Origin of the sequence: Paenibacillus sp. FSL H7-0716 (assembly GCF_038002705.1) — a bacterium.
In the GTDB taxonomy this organism is placed as follows: Bacteria; Bacillota; Bacilli; order Paenibacillales; family Paenibacillaceae; genus Paenibacillus_AQ; species Paenibacillus_AQ odorifer.
The window spans coordinates 83,123-109,664 of the sequence record NZ_JBBODA010000008.1; the positions used below are offsets into that span (position 1 = coordinate 83,123).

Annotated in this window: 23 protein-coding genes and 2 pseudogenes; 21 read left to right on the top strand and 4 right to left on the bottom strand. The window is 44.1% G+C overall.

What is annotated here, in order from left to right; translation table 11 throughout:
• The first annotated feature begins 172 nt into the window (after window positions 1-172).
• The 6 genes from MHH60_RS12900 to MHH60_RS12925 all read left to right on the top strand — a co-directional run bounded on the left by MHH60_RS12900 (window position 173) and on the right by MHH60_RS12925 (window position 6,821).
• Complete coding sequence (locus MHH60_RS12900; RefSeq protein ID WP_038572290.1) at window positions 173-1,555, top strand: ABC transporter substrate-binding protein; 1,383 nt, start codon at window positions 173-175, stop codon at window positions 1,553-1,555.
• 104 nt (window positions 1,556-1,659) lie between these two features.
• Entirely contained in the window at window positions 1,660-2,562 is a 903-nt protein-coding gene (locus tag MHH60_RS12905) for a carbohydrate ABC transporter permease (RefSeq protein WP_076105253.1), read from the top strand.
• A gap of 14 nt (window positions 2,563-2,576) precedes the next feature.
• Window positions 2,577-3,413, top strand: coding sequence for a carbohydrate ABC transporter permease (locus tag MHH60_RS12910; protein ID WP_038572285.1), 837 nt, complete (start codon window positions 2,577-2,579; stop codon window positions 3,411-3,413).
• Between the two features lie 56 nt (window positions 3,414-3,469).
• Window positions 3,470-4,480, top strand: a complete 1,011-nt coding sequence (locus MHH60_RS12915) for a glycoside hydrolase family 130 protein (protein WP_038572282.1) — start codon at window positions 3,470-3,472, stop codon at window positions 4,478-4,480.
• A 140-nt stretch (window positions 4,481-4,620) separates the two neighbouring features.
• Window positions 4,621-4,779 (top strand): hypothetical protein, encoded by a 159-nt coding sequence (locus MHH60_RS12920; RefSeq protein ID WP_162636766.1) that lies wholly within the window; start codon window positions 4,621-4,623, stop codon window positions 4,777-4,779.
• A gap of 83 nt (window positions 4,780-4,862) precedes the next feature.
• Complete coding sequence (locus tag MHH60_RS12925; protein ID WP_076134319.1) at window positions 4,863-6,821, top strand: carbohydrate-binding protein; 1,959 nt, start codon at window positions 4,863-4,865, stop codon at window positions 6,819-6,821.
• Window positions 6,822-6,987: 166 nt separating this feature from the next.
• Here MHH60_RS12925 and MHH60_RS12930 read toward each other — a convergent pair.
• A pseudogene (locus MHH60_RS12930) lies at window positions 6,988-7,264 on the bottom strand (DUF711 family protein); the annotation flags it as partial.
• Between the two features lie 102 nt (window positions 7,265-7,366).
• Here MHH60_RS12930 and MHH60_RS12935 point away from each other — a divergent pair.
• From MHH60_RS12935 to MHH60_RS12990, 12 genes and pseudogenes are all read left to right on the top strand, one after another.
• The gene (locus tag MHH60_RS12935; protein WP_076134321.1) at window positions 7,367-7,642 is read left to right on the top strand and encodes a hypothetical protein; all 276 of its coding nucleotides are present in this window, start codon (window positions 7,367-7,369) and stop codon (window positions 7,640-7,642) included.
• Window positions 7,639-8,195 (top strand): annotated as a pseudogene (locus tag MHH60_RS12940) (hypothetical protein). The gene MHH60_RS12935 and the pseudogene MHH60_RS12940 overlap by 4 nt, the downstream one beginning before the upstream one ends.
• A 29-nt stretch (window positions 8,196-8,224) precedes the next feature.
• A complete protein-coding gene (locus MHH60_RS12945; protein WP_162636764.1) occupies window positions 8,225-8,506 on the top strand; it encodes a hypothetical protein in 282 nt (93 codons plus the stop codon).
• 205 nt (window positions 8,507-8,711) lie between these two features.
• On the top strand, window positions 8,712-8,903 hold the full coding sequence (locus tag MHH60_RS12950; protein WP_076134462.1) for a cysteine-rich CWC family protein: 192 nt from the start codon (window positions 8,712-8,714) through the stop codon (window positions 8,901-8,903).
• A gap of 85 nt (window positions 8,904-8,988) precedes the next feature.
• On the top strand, window positions 8,989-9,558 hold the full coding sequence (locus tag MHH60_RS12955; RefSeq protein ID WP_076134325.1) for a 5' nucleotidase, NT5C type: 570 nt from the start codon (window positions 8,989-8,991) through the stop codon (window positions 9,556-9,558).
• Window positions 9,559-9,776: 218 nt separating this feature from the next.
• The gene (locus MHH60_RS12960; protein ID WP_076134326.1) at window positions 9,777-11,477 is read left to right on the top strand and encodes a molecular chaperone HscC; all 1,701 of its coding nucleotides are present in this window, start codon (window positions 9,777-9,779) and stop codon (window positions 11,475-11,477) included.
• A complete protein-coding gene (locus MHH60_RS12965; protein WP_076134327.1) occupies window positions 11,474-12,958 on the top strand; it encodes a J domain-containing protein in 1,485 nt (494 codons plus the stop codon). Before MHH60_RS12960 ends, MHH60_RS12965 begins: the two co-directional genes overlap by 4 nt.
• A gap of 16 nt (window positions 12,959-12,974) precedes the next feature.
• Window positions 12,975-13,652, top strand: coding sequence for a DUF1266 domain-containing protein (locus MHH60_RS12970; RefSeq protein ID WP_076134328.1), 678 nt, complete (start codon window positions 12,975-12,977; stop codon window positions 13,650-13,652).
• 534 nt (window positions 13,653-14,186) lie between these two features.
• The gene (locus MHH60_RS12975; protein ID WP_076134330.1) at window positions 14,187-14,810 is read left to right on the top strand and encodes a TetR/AcrR family transcriptional regulator; all 624 of its coding nucleotides are present in this window, start codon (window positions 14,187-14,189) and stop codon (window positions 14,808-14,810) included.
• A 42-nt stretch (window positions 14,811-14,852) separates the two neighbouring features.
• Window positions 14,853-16,100 (top strand): MFS transporter, encoded by a 1,248-nt coding sequence (locus MHH60_RS12980; protein ID WP_179088877.1) that lies wholly within the window; start codon window positions 14,853-14,855, stop codon window positions 16,098-16,100.
• A gap of 167 nt (window positions 16,101-16,267) precedes the next feature.
• The gene (locus MHH60_RS12985; protein WP_076134332.1) at window positions 16,268-18,607 is read left to right on the top strand and encodes an ABC transporter permease; all 2,340 of its coding nucleotides are present in this window, start codon (window positions 16,268-16,270) and stop codon (window positions 18,605-18,607) included.
• Between the two features lie 14 nt (window positions 18,608-18,621).
• A complete protein-coding gene (locus MHH60_RS12990; RefSeq protein WP_076134333.1) occupies window positions 18,622-19,386 on the top strand; it encodes an ABC transporter ATP-binding protein in 765 nt (254 codons plus the stop codon).
• A gap of 238 nt (window positions 19,387-19,624) precedes the next feature.
• On the opposite strand, the gene MHH60_RS12995 is transcribed toward MHH60_RS12990, so the two are convergent.
• Window positions 19,625-21,487 (bottom strand): rhamnogalacturonan lyase, encoded by a 1,863-nt coding sequence (locus MHH60_RS12995; protein ID WP_179088878.1) that lies wholly within the window; start codon window positions 21,485-21,487, stop codon window positions 19,625-19,627.
• Window positions 21,488-21,643: 156 nt separating this feature from the next.
• Here MHH60_RS12995 and MHH60_RS13000 point away from each other — a divergent pair, with 156 nt between their 5' ends.
• Together MHH60_RS13000 and MHH60_RS13005 are read left to right on the top strand one after the other, a co-directional pair.
• A complete protein-coding gene (locus MHH60_RS13000; RefSeq protein ID WP_076134334.1) occupies window positions 21,644-22,687 on the top strand; it encodes a phosphotransferase in 1,044 nt (347 codons plus the stop codon).
• Between the two features lie 141 nt (window positions 22,688-22,828).
• Window positions 22,829-23,581, top strand: a complete 753-nt coding sequence (locus MHH60_RS13005) for a hypothetical protein (protein ID WP_076134335.1) — start codon at window positions 22,829-22,831, stop codon at window positions 23,579-23,581.
• A gap of 19 nt (window positions 23,582-23,600) precedes the next feature.
• On the opposite strand, the gene MHH60_RS13010 is transcribed toward MHH60_RS13005, so the two are convergent.
• Together MHH60_RS13010 and MHH60_RS13015 are read right to left on the bottom strand one after the other, a co-directional pair.
• Window positions 23,601-24,866, bottom strand: a complete 1,266-nt coding sequence (locus MHH60_RS13010) for an MFS transporter (RefSeq protein WP_076134336.1) — start codon at window positions 24,864-24,866, stop codon at window positions 23,601-23,603.
• 48 nt (window positions 24,867-24,914) lie between these two features.
• The gene (locus MHH60_RS13015; RefSeq protein ID WP_076134337.1) at window positions 24,915-25,826 is read right to left on the bottom strand and encodes a LacI family DNA-binding transcriptional regulator; all 912 of its coding nucleotides are present in this window, start codon (window positions 25,824-25,826) and stop codon (window positions 24,915-24,917) included.
• 131 nt (window positions 25,827-25,957) lie between these two features.
• On the opposite strand from MHH60_RS13015, the gene MHH60_RS13020 reads away from it, so the two are divergent.
• The gene (locus tag MHH60_RS13020) at window positions 25,958-26,104 is read left to right on the top strand and encodes a hypothetical protein (RefSeq protein WP_179088879.1); all 147 of its coding nucleotides are present in this window, start codon (window positions 25,958-25,960) and stop codon (window positions 26,102-26,104) included.
• Window positions 26,105-26,542: the final 438 nt, after the last annotated feature.

Genomic DNA, 26,542 nt, shown 5'->3' on the forward strand with positions numbered 1-26,542 from the left:
GAATGCGCAGGGGAGGCATGTCCGCAGGGCGGAGGTGGCCTCCCTTCACTGTATAAAGCTTCTGCAGAAATCTGCCCTTAAAGTGGGCTTACCCGCCTTATCCGGATGCGCCAATCCGTCTATAATCAGGTTGTAAGCGAATACAGCAGGGATATATAAGGGGGAACTACCAATGATGAAGCGTATGCTAATAACATCTCTGAGCCTGGTCCTGGCACTTGGCCTGACAGCCTGCGGCAACGGTAACGGCGGCAATGCTGCAGAAGGTAAGGGAGACGGGAAGACAGGCGGCTCGGGGGACAAGACCAAAATCAGCTACTGGACCGGCGACCGTCATGATGCGGATTTCGTGAAGGACAAGGTAGCCGAGTTCAACGCAACCAATACCGACGGGATTGAGGTGGAACTGGTCGTCAAGGGCGACGACTTCGATACCGCACTCGATCTGTCCTTCCAGACCTCCGATGCGCCGGATGTAATCCGGGTGAAGGAGAATACCATCCAGACCTTCTACAAAAAAGGCTTTCTCGCTCCCATTGACGAGTTCCTCACCGATGAGCTGAAGACGAAATTCCCGGCCATGCCGGATCTGAATGAATTCGACGGCAAGCGTTACAGTCTGCCGAATTATGGAACAACCATGCGTCTTGTATACAACAAGGATCTGTTCGCCAAAGCAGGCGTTGAGCATCCGCCGGCTACCCTGCAGGAGCTGGTGGAAACCGCCAAAAAATTGACGGAAGCCGGTAAAGCGGATGGCGCTTACGGCTTCGCACAGAACTTCAAAAGCCCCGGAAGCGCGTTCGGGCGTTCGGCGCGGGTGATTGCGGAGATGAGCGGCTACGGCGGCTTCGGGTATGATTTCAAGACGGCCCGCTACGATTTCAGCGGCTTCGAGCCGATCATCAATGCCTTTAAGCAGATCCGGGACAACGGCAGCATGCTGCCGGGTGTGGAATCACTGGATATTGATCCGCTGCGGTCGCAGTTTGCAGAGGGCAAAATCGGAATGTATATGTCCTACTCCTCGGAGCCGGGCGTCTACAAGAATCAGTTCCCGGCCAAGATTGACTGGGCAGCCGCTCCGGTTCCGACCATCGACGGCACCGTGAAGGGGGCTTCGGGCTTCCTCGGGGGGCAGTGGCTGGCGCTGAGCTCGAAGTCGGAGCACAAAGGAGCAGCCTGGAAGTTCATGGAGTTCATGTACGGCGATCAGGTGCTGACGGATTATCAGGAAAAAGGCTTTGGCATCTCCATGGTTCCATCCGTCAGCGCAGTAGCCAAGACACCGGATGTGAACGGCATTGAAGGCTTCCTGCCGAACAAGCACGATGGAGTGTGGCCGGTCTATCCGTCTGTAGCACCGGAAGGGATGAAATCGGATGACGCCTTCTTCAAGTATATGCTGAACGGCGGCGATCTGAAGGCGATTATTGCCGATCTGAACAAACGCTATAACACTGCACTGGACAGCGTGATTGCGAATGATGGCGTGAAGGCCGAGCCGGATGCCGGCTTTGACCCCGCCGCACTGGGCGGCAAGTTCGCCAAGTAGACGGAAGGTTAGGGATAGAGATATAGGCCAAAGCAGAGGGATGGGGAAGCAGCTTTCCTCTCCCTCTGCTCTGGCCGCAAGGGAGAGGAGCCGGAAGAAACCAGATGAACAAAACAAAACAAGCCTTATTTTCATACAGCTTTATCTTTCCAAGTGCCTTGCTCACGTTGGTCCTCGGGATTTATCCGATTGCCTGGGCGTTCCGCTATATGTTCTATGATTACAAAGGGTTCGGAACGGCCCGGTTTACCGGGCTGGCTAATTTCAGACGCATCCTGAAGGATACCCAGTTCTGGGAGTCGGTGGTGAACACGTTTGTCTATGCAGGCGGCAAGTTGCTGATCACCATTCCGCTGGCTCTGCTGCTGGCCGCCATATTGAATCGAGGGCTGCGGGGCAGACAGCTGCTGCGGGGGATTTTCTTCATGCCGACCGTCATCAGTACTGCCGTAATGGCCGTAGTCTTCTTCACGATCTTTAACTCGTATAACGGGATTCTCAACCAGTTTCTGATCCGTTCGGGCCTTTCCGATTCCGGTGTGGACTGGCTGGGGCCGAAATATGCCATGCTCACCGTCATTCTGGTTGCAGCCTGGGGGGCGGTCGGCAATTACATGCTGCTCTTCCTCGCCGGTCTGCAGAATATCCCGGAGGATGTTTATGAGGCCTCTTCCCTGGACGGAGCAGGCAGAATCCAGCAGTTCCGCTATGTCACCCTGCCAATGCTCGGGCCTGTCATGCAGATGGTCATTATGCTGGCGATCATTACAGCTTTGAAGGGCTACGAGAGCATTATGGTGCTGACCGAAGGCGGTCCCGTAGGCAAGACAGAGGTGATGTTCCTGTATTTGTACAAATTATTTTTCCCTGTCGGCGGAGGCAGCGCGGCGGTCCAGGTCCAAGAGTTCGGATACGGCAGTGCGGTCGCCTTCGTGTCTGCGGTCATCGTCGGGATCATATCGCTCATTTATTTCTACGCATCCAGACGTATGAATCAGACCGATTGAGGAGAGAGGATATTATGAGACTAAGAACCATACTGGGCAATATCATCCTGTGGATTTTTTTGCTGGCATTTGCTTTTATCACCCTGATTCCGGTCGTTATCACCATTCTCGGCTCCTTCAAGACAAATGCCGAACTGACTGCGGGAGCCACCTTCCTGCCGGATAGCTGGCACTTCTCGAACTATGCCGAAGCCTGGGCGCAGGCGAATTTCTCCAGATATACGCTGAACAGCCTGATTGTCTCTCTGGCGGCGGTGGTTGGCACGCTGCTGGTATCATCCATGGCGGCTTATGTGGTGGACCGGATGGATTTTGCAGGCAAGAAATTGTATATCGGCCTGCAATCCTTCACTATGTTCGTGGCGGTAGGGGCGGTCGTGCTGCGTCCGCAGTTTGATCTGATGGTCAAGCTTCATCTGCACAGCAGCCTGTGGGGGGTCATATTGATTCTGATCTCCGCCCATGCTTCGATCTTCTTCATTCTGTCCAGCTTCATGAAGGGGATTCCCCGTGAGCTGGATGAGGCGGCGCTGATGGACGGCAGCTCCCCTGGCCGCACCTTCTGGCGAATTATTCTGCCACTGCTTGGACCCGGACTCGGTGTAGGTGCGCTGTTCACCTTCCGCGGCGCGTGGAATGAATATTTGCTGCCGCTCGTGTTCACGATGACGAAGCCGGAGCTGCAGACGCTGACTGTCGGGCTGGCGAATCTGAAATACGGGATTTCGGCCGCTTCCCAGACCCACTATATGATGGCGGGCGCCTGCTTGTCCATTCTGCCGATTCTCGTGGCCTATCTGTTCGCCAACAAATCCTTCATGCAGATGACGGCCGGTTCCCTCAAAGGGTAGCGGTCCGGCCCTGCGCAACCCATAATCCATCTTTAACATTCAAGGAGGTACACCCCATGACTCAACACGTTCCGGCGATTCTGCAATCTGCCCCGTTCATCCGGCGGTATCCGGGCAATCCGGTGCTGGCTGCAGCGAAGATTCCTTACCCCACCGCACTGGTATTCAATGCCGGTGTAACGAAATTTAACGGCAAATATGTGATGATCTTTCGCAATGATTACGGCTCACTGGCCGATCAGACGCTTGAACCGCACCACACCACGGATCTCGGCATTGCTTACAGTGACGACGGGCTGAGCTGGACCGCCGGCCCGAAGCCAGTGTTCAAAATGCATGACGAGGAAATTATCCGCGCCTACGACCCGCGCCTGACCGTGATCGGCGGCCGTTGTTATATGTGTTTTGCCGTGGATACGCACCATGGCATCCGCGGCGGAATTGCCGTTACCGATGATCTGGAACACTTCGAGGTGCTCAGCCTGTCTACACCGGACCTGCGCAATATGGTACTGTTTCCCGAGTTGATCGGCGGCAAGTATGTCCGGCTGGAGCGTCCCTTCACGGTATACAGCCGCGGCGGCAGGGACCGCTTCGATGCCTGGATCTCCGAGTCTCCGGACCTGAAGCATTGGGGCAACTCCAGCCTACTGCTCGCCGTCGAGCAGGTGCCGTTTGCCAATGACAAGGTCGGTCCGGCCGCCCCTCCGGTCCGGACGGATAAGGGCTGGCTGACCACCTTCCATGCGGTGGATGTGGACCCCGCCAGAGGCAAGCATGGTTGGGAGGACACCTGGAAGAAGCGCTATACCGCCGGAATTATGCTGCTGGATCTGGAGGACCCCCGCAAGGTGATCGGCATGAGCAGGCAGCCGTTGCTGGCACCGGAGACAGACTATGAGATTGGCGGGGGCTTCCGCAATCATGTGATTTTTCCGGGAGGGATGATTCTGGAGGATAACGGCGAGGTCAAGATCTATTATGGCTCTGCGGATACGGTAGAATGTCTGGCAACGGCCCATGTGGACGATCTGCTCCGACTCTGTCTGGAGCCGGAGCATAGATAAGATTGGAAGCAGGCTGAGGGCGGAAATGCGGAGTAACAGTGGGGCCATGTGCCATGATTGGAGCGGCTTGCGCGGAGTTTGTGCATGAAGTGCAACAATGCTAAATCAACAACAGCGACCGTGAGGAGATTATCCATAAAATGCAACAATACAGCTCAGTAGTAGCGACCAACGCAGAAATTCTGCACAAGGTGCAACAAAACCGGGACCGTATTTTAAAAGGAAACTTTGCTGATGCAGAAAAGGTTAGTATTACTCTGCCACTTCCTAAGCTGAACAGGAATATGTCGATTTTATGAAAAGAGTAATAGAGCATCACTGGTGAAATCATTATTCACTGATGACAGAGTATTTCCTAAAAATATGAAAGAGGTGTTTATTTATGCTGAAAAAGTTAAAATTATTAAGCTTAATTGTTTGTATGCTCGCCAGTCTTTTAGCTGTCGTTCCTTTGACAGCAAGAGCGGCGGATACAATTGTAAGCTATCCATTACCGTCGATCTATACCACGACCAGTCAATACACGGTAACAGCAGACTCTACAAATATACCGGTAATCGACACTTCGGCGGTATTTGTAAACTATAATTATTGTAATTTCTCTTTTTCAGGTACTACTACAATCACAATAACAGCAAGCGAGACAATCAATACCTATAATATTTCTCCCAAAGCTTTGGGAATTACTGCAACAAAGAGTGGAAATACACTTACTTTTACACTTTCATCACCAACATATCTTATAGTTAAAATCAATAACCTGAAAGATCTGGTTATTGCGGCAGATGCTCTTGAAACCAATGTTCCGGCTTCATCCGGTACAGGTATATACAATGTTAAAACTCAATACGGTGCCGACAGTACCGGTGCCGCTATGGCTACAACTGCAATACAAAACGCCATAAATGCGGCTAACGCAGCAGGTGGCGGTATAGTATACGTTCCAGCCGGTGTTTATAAGTGCGGAAACCTTGTTTTAAAAAGCAATGTTTCGGTTTATCTGGAGGGTGGTTCTGTTATAAGGGGTTCAGGAAATCCGAGCGATTACACTACCCATTTTCATAAGAATTCTCTGGGTAAGGATGGAACATGGTTTATTTACACCGAAACAAATGCAAACAATATTAAGATATACGGCAGGGGGACTATTGACGGCAATGGCCATTATATGAGAAATACAAAGAATTATTTGAACAATATTCTTGTACCCTTGCAGTGTAGCAACTTCACGGTTGACGGCATAACAATAAGAGACAGCGGGGGCTGGGCTACCATAGTTACAAGATCCAATAACGTCACATTCCAGAATACAAAGCACTTCAACAACAATGAACTTGATTATGAAAATGATGCAATAGACATTCAAGAGAGCCAGAATGTACTAATAAAGCACACGGTAGCGGTATCGGAGGATGACACATACTCATTTAAGACATGGGATGTAGCAACTACGGATATAGCTGCAAACTGGCCGGGAAGTCCTGAAAACCAGTCAAATGTAGTTGTGGATGATGCTTTGGCTTGGAGCAGATGTGGAGCATTTAAGGTTGGAGATGGAGTTAAACAGCTTCAGGATGGCATTGTTGTTAAAAACTCTTATGTATACAGGTGCTGGCGCGCTTTAGCGGTAGGTCATCTTTATGGGACTACACCAGCACAAAACATCATATTTGACAATATAGATGTAGAAGGCTTCTGGCCAAGATCCGGTGTTCACTCCAGATGGTTTGATCTTTCTGCAAAAAGCGGTCCGATAAAAAATGTGGTCTATAATAATATCAATTTACGCGCTTTAGGTGAAATTTCAGTAATGAAGGGTTGGAGTGATACATTTACTGTCTCCGGAGTTACATTAAACAATGTTCGCGTCGGTGGAGTTGCGGCAACTACATTGACAGAATTGAAAATAACAGATACTAACAGCTATGCTGAAGCTCCAAAATTCAACACATTGAAATTTGAAGCGGAAGGCTATAACCTTAGTTCAGGTGTCATATCCTATGAGGCAAGCACTGATGGTGGGCTGGATGTTGGTGGAGGGAGTAATGGCGACTATATAGCATTTAAAAATGTAGATTTTGGTAGTACAGCTAAAACAAGTATTGATTTGAAGGTTGCATCCGCTAATTCCGGCGGAAGAATAGAATTCCACTTGGACAGCCCTACAGGCACTATGCTGGGTTATTGGACGGCAGAAACCACAGGCGGATGGCAGACATGGTCAGTCAAGAATATCTCGCTTAATGCCGGGACAGCTGTAGGAACCCATACGGTATATGTTACTTTTGTTAAGTCAGATTCAACCACAGTTGCAAATTTAACTTGGTTCCAGTTCAAATAGAATGGAAACGGTTTGATTTAATTGCAATAAGATGGATAAAGGGGGATATCAAATGATATGCCTCTTCATTCAGCTAAAGTTTTTTTCTACGACTGACCAACTAACACAAAAAAACAGCAAGTCTCCTAAGTGAAGTGAAATAGGGACTTGCTGTTTGAGGTTTCAATTAATTCTTAAAGCTATGAATTGGAGCTGGGATTCGTCCGCCACGATTAACGAAGTTCGCGCAGTTGAAGCCGTTTACTGCTATAACTGGTGCATATCCGAGCAGGCCGCCAAATTCGACCAAAGGTCATAGATTCCAGCTTCTCTAGTGTAAGGGTATCCCGCTGAGCCGCTTTAATCATGCCGTGATCTTCATGGAACGGAATAAAGGCTCTACTATTAAGCCCACCTACATAGGAGGAGGCCATTACGCCACTTTTTTTAATATTGTCATTTAGGGCGTGTCTGAAAACTATCATTGAGTCAATTTAACTCCTGCAGCTCGATGGGCTGTCGTTAATAAGAAAACAGTTATTGTCTGTACGCATAAGATCCCTTTAATGAATCAAATCGTTAATGTGGAGCTGCCAAGAGTAGTTAACGAAAAAGAAAAAATATTTGGATTAAAGCGAAATAGTATTCTGAGAATTATTGCTAATGAATTTATTACTGTGGTGTTAACAGCGATCTCTTCAATTCAAACAGAAAATGACTTCGCTGACATGGTCTTTGAGTGTGCTCGTGAAATGGTAGAACAAAATATTATTTATCGTGAAGCAATGTTTGATTACACAGCTTGCTATGGACGTAGAGGAATTCCACTAAAAACTGTATGAATGGCTTTGCTAAAGGTTTAAAATTAGTAAAACAAAAGTTTAATAATATTGATATACGTTTCATTGCAAACCTCGATAGAACAGCTCAAGTTAAGGATAACTGTAAATATATTCAAGAGTTAGTGAAGTACAGAGATATGATTTCATTGATTGCTGTGGGAATGGATATGCAAGAACTTGGATATCCGGCTCATCGGCAAGCTGAGGCTTTTGCTGTTGCAAAAGAAAATGGATTCTTTATTACGGGTCATGTTGGTGAAGAAGTTGGTCCAGAAGGTATTTGGGATGCCATCCAATCGATACCATTTGATAGAATAGATCATGGTGTTCGTGCTGTAGAGGACGAAAAGTTATTAGAATGGTTGTAGTTAAAAAAATATTACTTACTCTATGTCCAGCTTCTAATATAAGCTTAGAAGTATATCTGTTGTGGGATAAATATCCAATCAAAAAATTAATAGACAACGAAGTAAAAGTATGCATTAATTCTGACGACCCACCTTGTTTTCACTATGATCAACAGGAAAATTGTACCCATTACCGTTCTGGGTGACAACCGAGACTTTTGTTTATGATCCCAATATGTCTACAATGGATAACCTGCAACGTTTGATTGGGTATGGTGGATTTATTCCTATCCTTGGGGCGGGTCCTGATGGACTCAACTCCATTTTATATCTTGTTCGTGGACAGAAACTTATTCTTGTAGCACGGATATTCAGGCAAATCTATAAATTCAACCCGTGTAATTGCTTCTCACCTGGCACACTGGTGAATAACCAAGAAGGTGCCAAGCCGATTGAACAGGTTCAAGTTGGTGATATGGTCTGGTCCAATAATCCAGATACTGGAATATCCATATAGGTGAAGAGATACTAACGACCACTGATTTGCATCCCTTCTGGATGATAGGCAAAGGATGGGTGTTGGATTAAACTATAATCAGGTCGCACTTACGAATGAAGGAGTTAAAGCTTTGCATGAAATAAGAAAAGATGGATTTATTTTATTGATATGGTTTTCCAAAGAAAAATAGTTTGTGATTTTTGGGGGAGTAGAAATTTTGGATATGATGAACATACTGGTTGAAGAACGCCATTGTCCTTTATGTAAAGAATTCAATCGTTGTGGAGCTGAAAGCGGTGACTGTTGGTGTTTCCATACAGAAATTCCACTCGAATTGCAGGAACAGATCCCGGAAGAACTGAGAGGGAAAGCTTGTATCTGCCAAAAATGCGTAGAAGCATTTAATAAACATTAACGGGGATTTTAATTAACTCTCGACGAAAAACATAATTTCATTGTATATAATTAAAGTGTAATCTAAAAAAATAATGGAGGCGCAGATGAGGAAGCCAATAATTGCAGTAGATATGGATGATACAATTTGCCATCTAGTGAAGCGAGCCATATACCATAATAATAATGATTTTCCCACGCATCTGCTGCGGTATGAGGAAATGCTTGATTGGAATACGGATCATTTACGTCATCCGGATTGTACACAAGAGATTTTCTATGGGCGGCCCGGTCTGTATGAAGAGCTTGAACTGTTTGACGAACATGTCGTAGGAGAAATGGAGAAACTGCATAACGCTTATGATGTAATTATTGTTACGGCAGCCCAACCCCAGTCGGTGGTGGAAAAATGGAACTGGCTGCAGAAGCATATGCCGTTTATTCCGATTGAAAATTTCTTTACCTGTAAGCGAAAAAATCTTATTAACTACGATCTATTGATCGATGACGGGGTGCATAACCTCGTTCCAGCATTGCAGGAGGGAAGAAAAGTGCTTTGTATTCCGCATCCATGGAATTTGCGGGCCCGTGAACAATATGCTTTTCCATTATTGACCTCATGGGAAGGTGCAAAAGAGAAGATAGATCAGATGTTAGGACGTCCAAAGAGCGAATGAGACTGTTTTTTATAGATGATGTACAGAAAAATATCCTCCACCAAAAAATGAAGGTATCCCATTAGCCATTGTGGCTTTTGAGATACCTTTTTTATGTCTATTGCAGAAGCACAATTTCATTATTATGCTCTGGATGTAAATATGTTGAATTAGTGACATTTCGATTCTTGGACTCTTTTCTTTGTATATTATTGTATATAAAAGGAGTGGAGATAGTAGTGAGAACAATCGGAATTGATTTAGGAACGACCTATAGTCTTGCTGCTTATTGGGACGGCAGTCAGGCTGTAATTATTCCCAATGTACTCGGGGAGCATGTAACACCCTCGATTGTTAGTGTAGATGCAGGGGGAGAAGTATTAGTTGGAAGAATCGCACAGGAACGACTGATTACACATCCACAGTTAACCGCCTCGACTTTTAAGCGCTTTATGGGATCAGCAAAGAAATACACGCTAGGTACGATGACTTTTACTCCTGAAGAGTTATCTTCTTTTGTTCTGCGGTCACTGAAAGAGGATGCGGAAAATCATCTAGGTGAGTCCGTAACGAAAGCTATAATCAGTGTTCCGGCTTATTTCAATGATGTTCAGCGGAAAGCAACTAAGAAAGCGGCTGAGCTGGCTGGTTTACAAGTAGAGCGGCTTATTAGTGAACCTACGGCGGCAGCACTCGCTTATGGCCTGCATCAGAATCAGGAGACTTCATTTCTTGTTTTTGATTTGGGTGGAGGAACCTTTGATGTGTCTATCCTGGAGCTTTTCGAAGGGGTAATGGATGTTAAGTCGATTGCCGGAGATAACTATCTTGGCGGGGAAGATTTCACAGAGATACTAGTGGCCTATTTTATCCAAAAGAATAAGCTGGACGCGGAATCGTTAACACCAATAACGAGGTCGATCTTGTATAAGCAGGCTGAGCAGAGTAAACGAATTCTTGGTACAGAATCTGCTGCGACTATGCGGATAGTTATTAAGAAGGAAGAATACGTGCTGACTATAGAACGCTCAGAGCTTGAGCAATTGGTACAACCGTTACTAATACGTCTAAGACAGCCGATAGAAAGAGCATTGCGGGATGCTTCTCTGCAGCCTTCCGATCTGGATGGGATTGTGATGATTGGGGGTGCGACTAAAATGCCTCTGATTAAGCAAATTATCAGCCGTATGTTCGGGAAAATGCCTTATGCGAATATCAGCCCAGATGAGACCGTCGCACTGGGAGCTGCGGTTCAGGTAGCTCTGAAGCAGCGTGATCAAGCGCTGGATGAAATGATACTGACGGACGTTTGCCCCTATACATTAGGAACCAGTGTTTTGCGTAGAGGGTCAAGCGGACAAACGTCATCTGGACATTACTTTCCGATCATTGAACGTAACACTCCGATTCCTGTTAGCCGGGTAGAACGTCTATATACAGCCGCAGATAATCAAAAGATCATAAGTGTGGATGTGTATCAGGGGGAGAGTCCTCGCGTTGAAAATAATCTTTTCCTGGGAGAAATGGAGTTTCAGATTCCGCAAGCACCTCGGGGAGAAGAAAGTATAGATGTCAGATATACATATGATGTAAATGGGATTCTTGAGGTGGAGGTTACAACCGTTTCAACAGGTCAGAAGCATCAGATGATCATTGAGCAAAATGCTGGTGCAATGACTAAAAAGCAAATTGAAGCTCGTTTACTGGAACTGCGGAGTATCAAAATTCATCCGCGTGAGCGTACCGAGAACAGGCTTCTGCTTGCTAGAGGTGAGCGTTTATATGAAGAGGTGCTTGGGGACCAACGGAAATTTATCGCACAGTGTCTGAAAGTATTCGAAGATGCTTTATATACTCAGAACGAGAAAGTGATTGAAAAAGCAGCACAAGCTTTCAATGAGCAATTGGCGGAAATTGAAGGGTGGTCATACTTCACATGACAATCTGGAGTATGTTGGAGATTGAACCCACAGATGAACTAGCTATCATCAAAAAGGCCTATGCCAAAAAACTGAAATCGCATCACCCCGAAGATGACCCTGAAGGATACCAGCAGCTTAGAGAAGCTTATGATACAGCTGTGAAATGGGCCCGCTCCGGGCAGCGTATAGCAAGCACTGTCCCTTCATTTATAGGTGAGGATAAGAAAGAAATAGCAGAAGCAATATCAAAAGAAATAGAAAAAATAGTGATACAAGCAGAAAAAGTAATACGAGTAGATGAAGCTGAGGAGGAAGAAAGCGAGGAAGAAGAACAAGAAGTTGCGGAGGAAGACACCGAGGAAGAAGTAGAAGGGGCAACTTCTATACCGCATGAGAACGAGTGGGCGCTATTTCGCCCTCTTCCCATCCAACTTGATGCTGATCTTCAAGAACAGCCAGCAGCTATTTTTGACAGCCAAATTAGGGAACTGTATGCTGATTTCTCGCGCCGGATTAAACAAGCTTCGTGGCATTCACTTTTGAATGAAGATTTCATGTGGAGTATAGAGCATCGCGATCGGCTAAGGGATAAGCTTATGTTGTTCCTTGATCAGCATCGGAATTTGCCTCATGCCGTATGGGAGGCTTTGGATTCATTTTTTCATTTTCGTGAGGACAAGGAAATATTTCTTCAACGTTATGATAATAAGTTAGTCGAGTACATACTAGGGCAAGTCGACGGAAGCATGGAGATGCGTTATGAGTGTTTCCTTTTGCAGGAGTCTCTTGAGTTTGACATAGAACACTATCTAAATCTGAGGCGATCCGCTCAATTCATGCTGATGGAGGATAAACATACTGAAGCGGGTCAACTGCTCGACGAAGCAAATAAGCTGTTTCAGAATGATCCGGATCTGCAATTATTGCGAGCTAAGTATTGTCTGGATACTGCTGATTATATGGAAGCGCTGGTGTGCTTGGACCGAGTAACCACTATGTGGCCTAACGAAAGAGACGGTTACTTATTAAGAGGGCGGCTTCTCTACTATTTGCAGCGTTATGAGGAAGCGATGAAGGATTGTGAATATTTGTTGCAAGAGGATGCTGGAAATAGAGATGTGCAATGTTTAATTCTGGAATGTAAGATTGCACGTTCTCAAATTGAGGAAGCTCTTACACAAACGGAGACAAATGAGTCTAAAAAGGACGAGTTCATTCATTTTCGTTACCTTGCGAATAAGTACATGTTGAAGAACAAAAAACTGTATCCACAACGTCTTCGTATCTCTTCGCTCGTAACCATTGGAAAGAACATTATGGGGCCTATATTATTCTATCTATTGGTTTTCCTGAAATTAAGCTGGTTCTATATTTTGGTATATACCATATGTTATTTTTCAGTATCTGAGCTTCCCCCGCTTGTCAATGCAGTGTTCATTCTTATTTTTCTATGGAAAATCAGGAAGATTTGCAAAACAGCATACCTATTCTCGAACTAATATCAGGAGGCTCTACATGCTGAAGGAATACAATGTTAAGCAAAGAAAACGACTGGAAATGTATTTCCGCTGTCTTTCCTCTACCTGCATACGTGGTCTCTTAGGGAGATACTATGTGGTTTATGAGTTTGATTTCAGTAATGTCTTCTTCAAAAGAGGATTAATCAAAAATGCTTGTGAAAGATGGAATATCGAGGATGCTAACTCCTTTCATCGCCAGATTCGCTGGCTTCTAGAAGATGGCAACCGTGCAGAATATAGATCTTTACATGCTCGTTTAGCCACACTTTCCGAAACCTCACGCAGTAAATATCTTGAGGCACATAAGGATCATGAGGATTTTGTTAATCTGAAGGTTGTTGCACAAGGTATACATCAGTTGCCTTCTGGTGACATTTCTGCTTTTGGGTTAGCATGGGTAATTTATCTGAGCCGGATTGGTTATGTTGAGGATTATTTGAAGAAGGAAGAAGCCTGGGAATACAAAATAGAAGCCGCAAGGCAGCTTCAAGAACGTTATAGCAGTTGGGCGGATTATTATATAGCCTATTCCTTGGGCAGCAAATTTTCATTAGTACATTCCGGCGGAGTAGATAATCTATTTGAGACGGGATTGCAGAAGCTCATGCGAAATAGCAGCATTCTATACAGGGAAGCCGTTTGGGGGCAAAATCTGCAGCCGGAAGCCACTTAGTCCGAACTTAGGTAATTAATACCTATTGAATACCTATTGAATACCTATCCCGTGTTGCTTAAGGACCCAGAGGACGCTATTTGCAGATTTATAGCTCTTTGAGTTGGTTTTCGGACTCCAGTGCAGCTATTCCTTGAGGAAGGGGTCTTTTGTGGCGTTTTTCATGCCAATAGTGGCTATGCGGTCCGTTAGGATCCCAAATGAGGGATAATGCAGCGTATAAGGTCAGCTGTGTCCGATAAGCTGCGTCTTAAGTGTAAATGTGATCTAAGCAACCGAAGTTTAGTGTTACAACGCGAGCAAAGGTTTCGCTCAACGGATCAGATCAAAGAGCAAGCTAAAAGTAAAACGCAGCAGCAAGACCAAACAGTAAAACCCAACAGTATATCCAAAAAAGAGGGAGTTCCAGCTGCTATAACGTAGCTTTTGGAATTCTCTCTTTTTTGTGATGCCGGATTAATCTTGACAGGATCTGATATTTGTATATAATTGGAATAGACCGACGGTCGGTCAATAGAATGGAGGACGTTTCAGATGAGAATTTCCAAAGAAGCGGAAGAACGTAGAAATGAAATATTGGATACAGCAGAAATGCTGTTTTTTACGAAAGGGTATACCAAAACGACAGTGAATGATATCTTGCAGGCTATAGGTATTGCGAAGGGAACCTTTTACTATTATTTTAAATCGAAGGAAGAGGTAATGGATGCTGTTGTGCTGCGATTTATTGATGCTGGTGTAGCAGCTGCTAAGCAAATTGCTGCAGATCCTAAGCTGACTGTTCATGAAAAGCTGCTGCAAATCATTATGGCGCAAAAGCCGGATACGGACAGAAAAAGCCAAATGATTGAGCAGTTCCATCAGGCTGATAATGCACAGCTGCACCAGAAAAGCTTGGTGGAAACCATTTTGCGGCTAACTCCTGTTTTGACGGAGGTCATTGAGCAGGGCATAGAGGAGGGACTGTTTCACAATCCGTATCCCCGGGAGACGATGGAATTTCTATTGATCACCTCTCAATTTCTTTTTGATGAAGGTATATTCAAGTGGAAGCCTGAGGAAATCATCCAGAAGATAAGAGCTTTTATCTATACGATGGAAATTACGCTAGGGGCGGAGAAAGGTAGCTTCGACTATGTGTTTCAAATGTTTGAGTAGGGGAGAGGGAATATTCTGAACAACAAATCCTTCGGAAATTTTATGATCATTTGGATGGGGGAGTGGATATCCAGTATTGGCAGCGGGTTGACGGCTTTCACCTTAGGGGTTTATGTGTTCCAGATGACGCAGACCGCCTCTAGCGTGGCACTTTTAACCTTATGTGCTTTTCTCCCTTCCATTGTGCTCAGTCCTTTTGGCGGCGTGTTAGCGGATCGGTTTGATCGGCGATTGATGATGATAGCAGGGGATTTGTTATCTGCTTTTGGACTTGTATATGTTCTCATCATCATGCTGCTGGGTGAACCTCATTTATGGCAGATTTGTCTGGGTGTGACGTTTAGTTCGATTTTTGTATCCTTACTTGAACCTGCCTACAAGGCTACCATTACAGATTTATTAACAGAGGAGCAATTTGCCAAGGCTAGTGGTTTAGTTCAGCTTGCTGCGTCCTCAAAATATCTTCTTTCCCCTATCCTTGCCGGGATTTTTCTTAGCTTTATGGATATAAAAACTATCCTGCTTATAGATATCTCAACCTTTCTAGTTACAGTTCTTGCAGTGATGGCTGTTCGCAGGAATCTACAGACTGAACACAGAGTCCCAACGAATCAGTCGTTTGTAAAAGATTTGAAGGAGGGCTGGGATGCTCTTATTTACACGAAAGGTGTACTGCAGCTTACGATCATTTTGTCTGTCGTTACTTTTTATGTGGGTTTTCTCCAAACCTTATATACGCCTATGCTTCTACCCTTTACGGATACGAAAACTCTAGGCACGGTATTGTCTGTAAGTGCTATAGGGATGTTGCTCGGCAGTCTGATTATTGGAGTTTTTAGCATCGATCGTAAATATATCAAAGTATTAGCGCTCGGCCTAGGATTCGCCGGACTGTTTTTTTCTTTGGTGGGACTGACCACGAATGTTGCTTTTATTACAGCTGCTGGCTTTTTATTTTTTGCAACGTTACCTTTTGTTAATACCAGTGCTGACGTTATGATTCGCAACCATATCCCAAATGACACACAAGGGCGGGCATGGGGGATCATTGGCATTTTATCACAACTTGGTTATGTGGCTGCGTATGCTTTTGCTGGCATATTGGCTGATCAAGTGTTTAATCCTCTTTTACGAGAGGGAGGTCTGCTTGCTTCATCAGTAGGTAAGGTGATAGGCACAGGGGAAGGACGGGGAATCGGCTTATTATTTATCATCTCTGGTTTGCTCATCATTATTATGGCATTTGTGATCCCCCGAATGAAATCAATTCGCTGCCTTGAACGTGAATAATTAAACGAATTAAAAACCATAAAGGAAAGAAATGAAGAGAAAGTTTGGAACTGTAGGAGCGATAGCGACCGCCTTTGTCTCCGGAAGTCCAAATTTTCGCGCAGTGACACTAATTCTAAGTGATTATCTGTAGGTGGATTCAACTAAGGAGAGGAGAAGGCCCGTCAATGCTGCTACGAATTGTAAAAAGAGACCTTCAACGCAATAAAATCATTACCTTCGGATTATTTGTGTTTATCATGTTATCGGCTTTGCTTGTTGCTTCAGCGTCGCAAGTGATTATAGAATTGTCGGGGTCCTTGAATCAGCTATTGATTAAATCCAAAGCTCCTCATTTCGTGCAGATGCACGCAGGACAAATCGACAGCTCAGCAATCGAGAGCTTTACAGCCGCTAATCCACTGGTGAAAGATCAACAAACCGTAGAGATGCTTAACTTGGATGGATCTAACGTTTATCTAGGCAATAACCAAGGCTCGGAAGCAAACAGCGTGATGGATATCGGCTTTGTAGAGCAGAACCCTTCGTTTGATTTGCTGTTGAATTTAGAGAACACGGTGATTGAGGTATCGGCAGGAGAAATCGCTGTCCCCATTTATTATATGAAGCAAAAGAATCTGAAAATCGGCGACGTAGTTAGCGTTCTAGGTGAACAGTTCGATAAAAAGTTTGTGATTACTGATTTTGCAAGGGATGTCCAAATGAATCCAGCCATGGTCAGCTCCAAACGTTTTGTCGTAAATGCTGCTGACTTTACAGCGCTTAAACAAAAGCTCGGCGAACCTGAATACCTGATTGAATTTCAGCTTACGGATCTATCTAAGCTCAATGATTTCCGCAATGAGTATCAATCCTCAAATCTGCCCAATAAAGGCCCCTCCATTGACTATCCCTTATTTAAAACGCTGAATGCACTAACGGACGGGATTATCGCAGTTGTTATTATTTTGGTAAGTGTTCTGCTGATGCTGATTGCTATTTTATGCCTCAGATTTACGATGATCGCTACCTTGGAAGAGGATTACAGAGAGATAGGTGTCATGAAAGCGATTGGGATCACGCAGCAAGATATTCGCAGCATTTATTTAGCAAAATATATCGTGATGGCAGCCGTCGCCTCTGTATGTGGATATTTACTGTCTTTAGGTGTGGTGCGTTTGTTTACAGCCAATATTACTTTGTATTTGGGCGTTGCGCCTGCCAGTATCCTTCAATATTTTGTTCCTGTCCTGGCGGTAGGTTTGATCTTTGGAGTTGTTGTATTCTTTTGCCGGATGATTCTTAGACGCTTTAATCGCATCACGGTCGTAGAAGCTTTACGGTCAGGTACGAGGGGTGAAGCAAGGATTAACACAAGCAGATTTTCACTTAGCAAGCGTAAATTTGTTAACGTGAATGCTTTTCTCGGGGTAAAAGATGTTTACGGGCGCTTCACCATGTACGGATTATTGTTCTTCGTATTTGTGATCAGTTTGTTTATCGTTCTAGTGCCAGTGAATATATTGAATACCCTTCAGTCTCCCCGGTTTGTTTCTTATATGGGCGTCGGTCAGAGCGATATTCGCATAGATTTGCAGCAATCGAACCAAATAGAGAAGCGTTTTAATGAGATGATAACCAAGCTTGAAAATGACCCGGACATCTCTAAATTTTCTCCACTGATTACTTCTAGATTTAAGGTATTAGGTAGTGATGGTGTATGGGAATCGCTAAATGTTGAAACCGGTGACTTTACTATTTTTCCGCTCTCGTATGTTCATGGAGGAACTCCTAGAAGTGCAAGTGAGATCGCTCTTTCTGGCCTGAACGCCAAGGAACTGAATAAAAAGGTGGGGGATATCGTTCATTTAGAGGTTGCTGGGGTGGCAAAAAAATTGACCGTTAGCGGGATCTATCAGGATATAACTAATGGTGGCCGAACCGCAAAAGCACAATTGCCATATGACCCGAAAACGGTTCTCTGGTATGTAGTAGCTTTGGATGTGAACCCGGAAATTTCCGTCCAGACAAAAATGGATCAGTACACCAAATTATTTTATCCAGCAAAAATCACTCATCTGCAAAGCTATTTAGCTCAGACATTAGGAAATACAATTCGCCAATTGAAGCTGGTTACAGGCTTATCCATCGTTATCGCATTTTCGATTTCGGTATTGATTACCTCTTTATTTCTGAAAATGCTGCTTGCCAAGGATTCCTCGCAAACCGCTATTTTGAGAAGTGTTGGCTTTACGTTAGGAGATATTCGTAGGCAATACCTGGTAAGGATGCTGATAATATCAGGGCTGGGCGTCATTCTTGGTACTTTTGCAGCTAACACTCTCGGGCAAAAAATTGCTCAAATGTTAGGCTCTTTTATGGGGGCTTCTAAGATACAGTTTGTAGTCAATCCGGCGGTAGCCTATCTTATCCTTCCTCTACTTTTCATGCTGATTGTAGCGTTCACCACCGTAACAAGCACGATCTCAATGAGAAAATCCAGTATAGCCAAACTAATTGCCGAATGATAGGAGGTGGCAGAATGTTCATATTAGAGACGAAGGGGTTAAAAAAAAGTTATTCAACAGGGCAAGGAACTCCGCAGTCGATATTAAAGGATGTTCAGCTTCAGGTGTCACAGGGGGAATTCATAGCTGTCATGGGACCTTCTGGTTCAGGAAAATCAACATTGCTGTATACGATCAGCGGGATGGATAAGTTGACAGAGGGAAGTGTTGTTTTTAAAGGGCAGGAGATCAGCGGAGTTTCAGAGAACGAATTAGCCGGTCTGCGCTTAAAGCATATGGGCTTTATTTTTCAGCAAATGCATCTGTTAAAAAACTTGAATATCCGCGACAATATCATCCTGTCTGCTTATCGGGCGAGAACCAGCAGCCGTAGAACTATCAATAAAAGAGCAGCTGAGTTAATGAACAAAACAGGAATATCTGCGCTGGCTGAACGTGATATTACACAGGTGTCAGGAGGACAATTACAAAGAGCAGCAATCTGCAGAGCACTCATTAATCAGCCTGATATATTATTTGGCGATGAGCCAACCGGGGCGCTTAACTCAAAAGCAGCTAGTGAAATCATGGACATATTAGCAGATATTAATCAATCAGGAACAACGCTTATAATCGCCACACATGATGCTAAAGTCGCTGCTCAAGCTGAGCGTGTCTTGTATATGCTAGATGGCAGCATTGCAGCTGAGCAACGGCTTGGAAAATATAATCGTGTAGATGGTGAATTGAAAAGGCGGGAGGAGAAGCTTGCGGCCTGGCTATTAAAGCTGGGATTCTGATTGGGGGATCTAGCGCTGTACGAATGTCAAACAATGTTTTGCAGTTTAATATCTGCCCAGCAATAAAACCTATCCTATATGCAATAATAACCACTCTATGCGAAGGCATTAAGCAATTAAAAAAACTATTAATGCACCTCGATCATTGCTGATATAAACCGAACAAAAAAGCAGTTGCCCCGGCATATCCGGATAACAGCAATTGCTTTTTTGTTCACTTACTAATTCTTTAGAAAGCTTACGGCACTACGTAGATATTGGGTTTAGACACAGTGGCCATACCGTTACCTAGGAAAAATCCTGTGTGCGGAGGTTGATTGTAAGCTGTATTCTGCCAGGCAATGCTTAACCGATATACTGGATCATGCATTAAGGTATATATTTTATTAGTGGTGATGTTCGTAGTTGTATAGATTCGTAGAGCCGAGTTATCGGACTTTCTCCAGATTGCCTCTTCGCGCCAGTCTCCAAGCAGGTCGGCCTGTAGGCTTGGCGTTGCTTTGGTACTATTGTTGGATGCTACGCTCGCTCCGGTTAATAAATTGGTAACGGAGTTGCTTGCAGGGTTCCATTTATCAATCTTGACACCATCCAGTAGTTCGCGGGACAAGTCGCCATCCCACCAGATCCCAAAATTCACAGAAGGCATTGAGCTGCTTATTTTGGTGCCTGTAATGGAGTATAGGCCAACGCCGTGAGCCCATACCTCTTCCCCGGGATAATTGGGATCAATATCGGCAGCCATCCCCCGGCCGGTATCTTTTCCCGTGTATACACCCCATAAGACCGTCCCGTTTGCGGCATCCCATACCGCAGCGCCATAGGGAGAACTAGTATTTTCCATGACTTTAAAAACTTCGAGACCGGGGCGGTTCGGATTTAAATCGCCTACATGCAGCGCGTCTCCATGACCCAGCCCTGTATTGTATAAGGTCGCACCGTTATTATCAATGGTTAAGGCACCATAAATGATCTCATCCTTACCATCGTTATCCACATCGGCTACACTTAAGCTATGATTACCTTGACCGGCGGTTCCAGCATTGGTGGAGCTATTGCTATCAAAGGTCCATTTACGAGTTAAAGCACTGCCATTCCAGTCAAAGGCTACAACGACTGTGCGTGTATAATAACCACGTGCCATAATGATGCTTGGATGTACTCCATCCAGATAGGCTACTCCTGCTAAAAAGCGGTCTACTCGATTGCCGTAATTGTCACCCCAACTGGATACCGTTCCTCTGGCAGGAACATAATCAATTGTGGTTAAGGCTTTCCCCGTTTGTCCGGAAAATACACTCAGATATTCAGGTCCGGTCAGGATATATCCACTGGAATTGCGATAATCTGCACTTGCGTTTCCAAGGGTTACGCCAACTCCGTCAACCGTACCGTCTGCTGTTTTGCAGACTACTTCGGCTTTACCATCACCATTGAAATCATAGACTAGAAATTGAGTATAATGTGCGCCAGCCCGAATATTTTTACCCAGATCAATTCGCCATAGCCGAGTTCCATTCAGCTTATAAGCATCCAGATAGACGTTGCCTGTATAGCCACTTTGCGAGTTGTCTTTAGAATTGGAAGGATCCCACTTCAACACGATTTCATATTCCCCGTCACCGTCTAAGTCGCCCACGCTGGCATCATTGGCACTATAGGTATAACTTACGCCATCTGGCGTAGTGCCGTCAGCCGGAATTTGAATTGGAACGTCCAAATAATTGTTGGTCCATACATTTGCTGCTGGGGAATCAGATTGCTCAATACCGCCAATGATTGCTCGAATTGTATAGCTAGACGAAGTTGTGCCGGCGTTATCCTGATAATTTGTGCTGTCCGTGATTGGGGTAACGTTTACTTTTGTGCCATTGCGGTATAAATTAAAAGAAACCGACAGTTCTTCTGTTCCGAGTAGCCGCCAGCTCACAAATACACCGCTGGATACCTTGACTGCTACTAGTCCCCGATTTAGCTTTTCCGCTTGCCGGGCAGCTGCTGCCGAAACAGAGGAAAGAGAGCCAAAAGCTGCCGTCCCTAACGTAAAGACTAAAAACCAAATGATTACAAGATATCCTGACTGATGTAACCGCTTACTCATTAACGAAGCCTCCTTTTCATTTTTGGTTCACGAGGGTTACACAGGATGTCATAGTGAACAGTACATAATATTTCATAAAGACAAAAATATGTTTTAAATTTACTTGAACCATTTTAAATGAGTACGACTTTACTCACACAGAAAGGAATACATAAAATGGAAAATATAAGCTATAATTTAAAATTCGCTACACTTTGTGCCAAATATAATCTGGGTCTGTTGATGAATGAACCTGAACCGATAACAGGTGGACTCTTGCACAGAATGTATCGCCTGCAAACGGATAAAGCGCAATACGCAGTAAAGGCCTTAAATCCTCAAATTATGCAACGAGATACAGCCATGTCCAATTATATTTTTTCTGAAAGGGTTGCAAATCTGGCTTATCAAAAGGGGATCCATGCTGTTCCGGCAATCGTATCTAATGGCAATAGTATGCACGAGGTTGAGGGGCAATTTTATTTATTGTTTCCATGGGTTCAGGGGAAGGCATTACCTTTAGGTGAAATAGATTTAGATTGTTGTAAAAAGATTGGGGCAATTCTTGCGCAGCTCCATATTATCGATTTCTCACAGGGAACGGATGATCATCACTTTGAAACGCTTATAGCGTCTAATGCTGCAGTTGCCAATTGGAAAGAGCTTGCTCTAAAAGGAGAGCAGCAGGGTGCAGACTGGTCAAGCTTGCTAGCAGATCACCTGCATAAGATACAGAATTGGGAGTCATTGATTCATTCTTCAGCGAGTCTATTGACGAATCATTATGTTATCAGCCATCGGGATTTAGACCCCAAAAATGTCTTGTGGGATGAGCAGAAAGTTCCAATAATAATCGATTGGGAAGCAGCAGGACCTATTCATCCGACAGTAGAGCTGATAGATGTAGCTTTATATTGGTCAGGTTCTGAATCGGGAGATTTAAGCAAAAAGGCATTCTCAAATTTGATTAACAGCTATCTGGAGCATGGCGGAGAGGTTTATGCGGATTGGCAGGTTGTGCTCAACTATGGCTTTTTGGGAAAATTAGAATGGTTAGCTTACAATATCAGACGTTCGCTAGGACTGGAGAGCTCGGATGACGCAGAACGGGAGCTGGGTACTTGTGAGGTAATCCGTACGATTAATGCATTACAGAACTATGCAGATTTTATTCCACAATGTTTATTATGGTTGGGAGATTTAGAGGAAGGTAGTGCCTAAGCTATTAAAAGAGGAAGAGAACTTATTTATGAATGTTGTTAACGCTACGATGGCAGCTATAAATGGATGAGTATGTTCCGATGGACCGGAAGGGGAGCACGTCAAAAATTTAAACTGACTGTAAGTTAAAAAGGAGGACTTATGAAAAAGTTTATAGTTATATCTGGCGTCTCGCTATTTTTGCTGGCGATTTCTTTTAGCCCATTGTTTAACTATATACGTGAGTATATAATTTCTGATCAAATTAATCAGCGTTATGAGATAAAGCATGCTGAAAAAGAATATAACCCAATAAACGTACAAGAGATAACGCTTGATGATAAGAATATTAAAATCAAAGAAGAAAAAACAGGCAGGAAAGCGGATTTGACCCTATGGGATGAAGAGGAGAAGGTCCTGCCTGGTGATATTGTCAAAGTTCAGTTCTTATTAAATGATCAAAAAATCTCCACCGCTGATGAAATATGGCTATCCAATCGGGACAGAGGCAGCCGGTATTTTTCGTGGATAGATATTCTCACAGTAAAGGACCGAAAGACTGGTGAGGAACAAATAAACATAGTCCAAAGACTGACCGATGATAGTCAACCCATGGAAACAAGAAAATGGAAAATCATCACGATTGCCCAAGACGGAGAAGTAGACGAAGAGGTTCTCAGCTATGCTCAAAGAAGCAACAATCATTTAGGTGTCAGGCTAATCGAGTTCTCCGGTACCTCCCTTATGGGTATGGGCTATTATTCAGATGTTACTAAGGCCTACCCTAGTATTTTCTTCCCACTCCTATTTCCGTTTCTAACTGGTATAGCGGGTCTCCTGTTATTGATCTTTCTGATTGTTCTTTTACTGTTTGAGCTTCATTTTAGACGTGTTATTAGAAAAAGAGGGCGATAAAGACTGGGTACGTTCTGAATTACTTGTAGTTTCGAATTATCTTTAATTTAGTGCTAGTTGATAAGGCAAACAGCAGCAGTAAGACTCCGATTGAACCCATGACAGGACCAGGGCTGAAGAAATCAGACAAGGACGAGACAGCAGTAAGACCAATGGATGGGGCTACACTCATGATAGAACCTAATACACCGAACACCCTACCTTGGAGGTCTTCTGAAACTTCCAGTCTAAGGATTGTATTAATCAGCAACGTGCAGAATGAGAACATGAAGCCAATTACAAGAATGATAGGAATGGCAATCGCAGCGGAAGTGACGAATGATAACAGAAGGTATAGGGGACCGAGACATAGCAGTCCAGTCATAATAAGAAATCCTCTATTCTTCAGTTTGGAGCCGAGCAGCAAGATCAGACCGGATCCGATCATATAACCAAGTGGAATACAGGCTTCAATAAGTCCAAACTGAAAGGGAGTAGAATCCCACACTTTGACGGCCATAACCTGGGTCAACATCAGGGAGGGGACAAAAAATAAGGTTAAGGTAGGAAGCATAATCATAACGGCGCGTGCAAAAGGGTACCTCCAAATATAGCGAATTCCATCGATCAAATCCTGTGTGAATTTCCGTTCTTTCTTGGGCACGTTATTTAATTGAGTTGGCAAAGGAAGGGAGCGGACTGCTAGAACGAGCAGAAAGGAGATCAAGAACGTAGCTCCATCAAATAAAATAGCGTCGGCTGCTCCAAAACTCGCTACGAAAATACCACCAGCGGAATAACCAATAGTCCGGCAGATGTTTTCAGACAAGTTCAACAATCCTACCGCTTTTTGTAGATGTTCTTTACCAACAACAGTAGTGATAGAAGCTTGGTATGCCGGGGACTGGAATAAAGCTGAAACGGTCGTAAGACCCGTCAGTATAGCGACGACAATGAACGAAGTAGAGGGCAGGGAAATGGCTAAAGCTAGTGTCACTACAAGTCCGCAACTTATCAGATCTGTGATCAGCATGAGGGTTCGACGATTGATCCTATCCGCAAAAGTTCCCCCAATCGATCCTAGCAAAGAACTAAGCAATAAATTGATTATCGTGATGATGGCAATCATTTTGGCGCTGCCGGTCGTTTGCAGTACCCATAAACTTAAAGCAATACTATGAAAAGTGTTGCCAAATAAGGAAATGGAGTACGAACTGAGTAGCAGCAGGAATCTCCGATTTCCCCAAAGAGAGGGATAAACTTGAACAGCAGGGGGAACTTGTTTCACTAATACAGGACCAGGCATAAGTTATGCTCCTTTCAACTTAAACGCTTAAGTGAATAGCCAAAAAAATTATTCTACAAAATAGCAATTATTTTCTTGTGCGGAGTAGTCAGAATGATGCAATAATTTGTCCATGAGTTCAAATGCAGTAGCCGCTTTATCCCCAGTAAAAATGAATTTATGAACGTCATCGCCTAATATTTCCGGACAATTGCAGGTGCAAAGCACAGAGAGTTGTTCGAACCTCCCGTTTACTTCAACGTAACTTCCAATAAACTCATTAATGACAATGGCCTCTTTATAGCCCCCTCCCTGTAAGAATGTATTTAATTCCTCCAAATTGACAACGGTAAATATCGCTTCTTCAGGTAATGGAATACTGTCCTGAATAAAGCGGGTGAGGAAACAGTTATTGAAGCTCTCCATAATTAAACATACCTGTGAAAGGTCCTGTGGTTTTACCTTTTGCAGAACTGCTCGATAGTTGAAAAGGACCTGCTTAAAGAGTTTATCTTCAATCATGCTGTCGATCAGAATCAAAGGAATTCCTTCTACAAAATGTTTGGAGATCGAATAAAAGGCTTCCTCGCGCACATCGATCAGAAATACAGCCTCCAGCTTTCTTTCTACGATAATATCCAAAGAAGGCTGGTCAACATCAAGTGAATAGAGCAGCGTATGGTAACCAGCATTTGTTAACCGTTGTTCCAAGGCATGTATAAATGAGAACTGGGCATGGAGCTTCCAGTGTGGGGTATGGGCTGATGTGTTAACAAGCACACCGACCAATCTTGTTTTCTGATTTGCAAGTGAACGTGCTGCCAGATTCGGTATGTAATGCAGTTCCTCGGCAAGCTGAAGAATCTGCTGGCGCGTTTTCTCAGGAATGGTTTGGTTGCCGACACGATTCAGAACATAGCTCACTGTTGCGACGGAGACATTGGCACGAAGTGCGATGTCCTTCATGGTTGTCTTTTTCACCAGTAAATAGCTCCCTTATCCTTGTGATATTTTCTAAAGATTAACATTCTGATTCTAAAGCGTCAATGGGGGGTGAGTGAGCATTTAGATGACCCTGCTAAGTTTCTAGAAATGGAAGAATTGCGGAAGGGTTGAAGGAAGAGGACTTAACTCAACTTCCTAATTTCTCGATTATTATCAATGAAGGTCATGAAGAAATTGCAGAAGCCGTTATTAACAGCTGGAACAAGAATCTGGGCATTCCAGTAGACTTTGAGACCCTGGGAAAATCTGCTTGATAATCGTCTTAAGCTAAATTATACGAAACAAGCTTTATGCAAAAGCTGAAAAAATGCTTATTGACCAAATGGCCATCCTTCCGCTGTATTATTTTTATGCTGATGTTTTGCATAAACCTAACATTAAAAAAGTAAGTGTAGAGTATGATGGTTCCATATCTTTTTCAAGAGGATATCTAATCTAAAGATTTATAGTAATAAAGATTATGAGGATACTTCCAAAGTTATTGGAAGTGTCCTTTTTGTGTGGAATTAATCACCTTTGTGACCTTTCTTAAAATTTGGGTAAATAAGTATTAAGATCTATGAACTTAAAACGGGCAGCGAGATGAGGTGTTACTTATGGATACGATTCCGGATGGAGATGAGTGATCTTTGTGAAACCGCTTCAGATAACGACACAATATTGTGAAAATTTTCACCTGTTTATTAAAAATT

Excerpts from the sequence above, each read along its gene's own strand:
- MHH60_RS12900 (WP_038572290.1), top strand. The coding sequence starts at position 173 with ATGATGAAGCGTATGCTAATAACATCTCTGAGCCTGGTCCTGGCACTT.
- MHH60_RS12905 (WP_076105253.1), top strand. The coding sequence starts at position 1,660 with ATGAACAAAACAAAACAAGCCTTATTTTCATACAGCTTTATCTTTCCA.
- MHH60_RS12910 (WP_038572285.1), top strand. The coding sequence starts at position 2,577 with ATGAGACTAAGAACCATACTGGGCAATATCATCCTGTGGATTTTTTTG.
- MHH60_RS12915 (WP_038572282.1), top strand. The coding sequence starts at position 3,470 with ATGACTCAACACGTTCCGGCGATTCTGCAATCTGCCCCGTTCATCCGG.
- MHH60_RS12920 (WP_162636766.1), top strand. The coding sequence starts at position 4,621 with ATGCAACAATACAGCTCAGTAGTAGCGACCAACGCAGAAATTCTGCAC.
- MHH60_RS12925 (WP_076134319.1), top strand. The coding sequence starts at position 4,863 with ATGCTGAAAAAGTTAAAATTATTAAGCTTAATTGTTTGTATGCTCGCC.
- MHH60_RS12935 (WP_076134321.1), top strand. The coding sequence starts at position 7,367 with ATGAATCAAATCGTTAATGTGGAGCTGCCAAGAGTAGTTAACGAAAAA.
- MHH60_RS12945 (WP_162636764.1), top strand. The coding sequence starts at position 8,225 with ATGTCTACAATGGATAACCTGCAACGTTTGATTGGGTATGGTGGATTT.
- MHH60_RS12950 (WP_076134462.1), top strand. The coding sequence starts at position 8,712 with ATGATGAACATACTGGTTGAAGAACGCCATTGTCCTTTATGTAAAGAA.
- MHH60_RS12955 (WP_076134325.1), top strand. The coding sequence starts at position 8,989 with ATGAGGAAGCCAATAATTGCAGTAGATATGGATGATACAATTTGCCAT.
- MHH60_RS12965 (WP_076134327.1), top strand. The coding sequence starts at position 11,474 with ATGACAATCTGGAGTATGTTGGAGATTGAACCCACAGATGAACTAGCT.
- MHH60_RS12970 (WP_076134328.1), top strand. The coding sequence starts at position 12,975 with ATGCTGAAGGAATACAATGTTAAGCAAAGAAAACGACTGGAAATGTAT.
- MHH60_RS12975 (WP_076134330.1), top strand. The coding sequence starts at position 14,187 with ATGAGAATTTCCAAAGAAGCGGAAGAACGTAGAAATGAAATATTGGAT.
- MHH60_RS12980 (WP_179088877.1), top strand. The coding sequence starts at position 14,853 with ATGATCATTTGGATGGGGGAGTGGATATCCAGTATTGGCAGCGGGTTG.
- MHH60_RS12985 (WP_076134332.1), top strand. The coding sequence starts at position 16,268 with ATGCTGCTACGAATTGTAAAAAGAGACCTTCAACGCAATAAAATCATT.
- MHH60_RS12990 (WP_076134333.1), top strand. The coding sequence starts at position 18,622 with ATGTTCATATTAGAGACGAAGGGGTTAAAAAAAAGTTATTCAACAGGG.
- MHH60_RS12995 (WP_179088878.1), bottom strand. The coding sequence starts at position 21,487 with ATGAGTAAGCGGTTACATCAGTCAGGATATCTTGTAATCATTTGGTTT.
- MHH60_RS13000 (WP_076134334.1), top strand. The coding sequence starts at position 21,644 with ATGGAAAATATAAGCTATAATTTAAAATTCGCTACACTTTGTGCCAAA.
- MHH60_RS13005 (WP_076134335.1), top strand. The coding sequence starts at position 22,829 with ATGAAAAAGTTTATAGTTATATCTGGCGTCTCGCTATTTTTGCTGGCG.
- MHH60_RS13010 (WP_076134336.1), bottom strand. The coding sequence starts at position 24,866 with ATGCCTGGTCCTGTATTAGTGAAACAAGTTCCCCCTGCTGTTCAAGTT.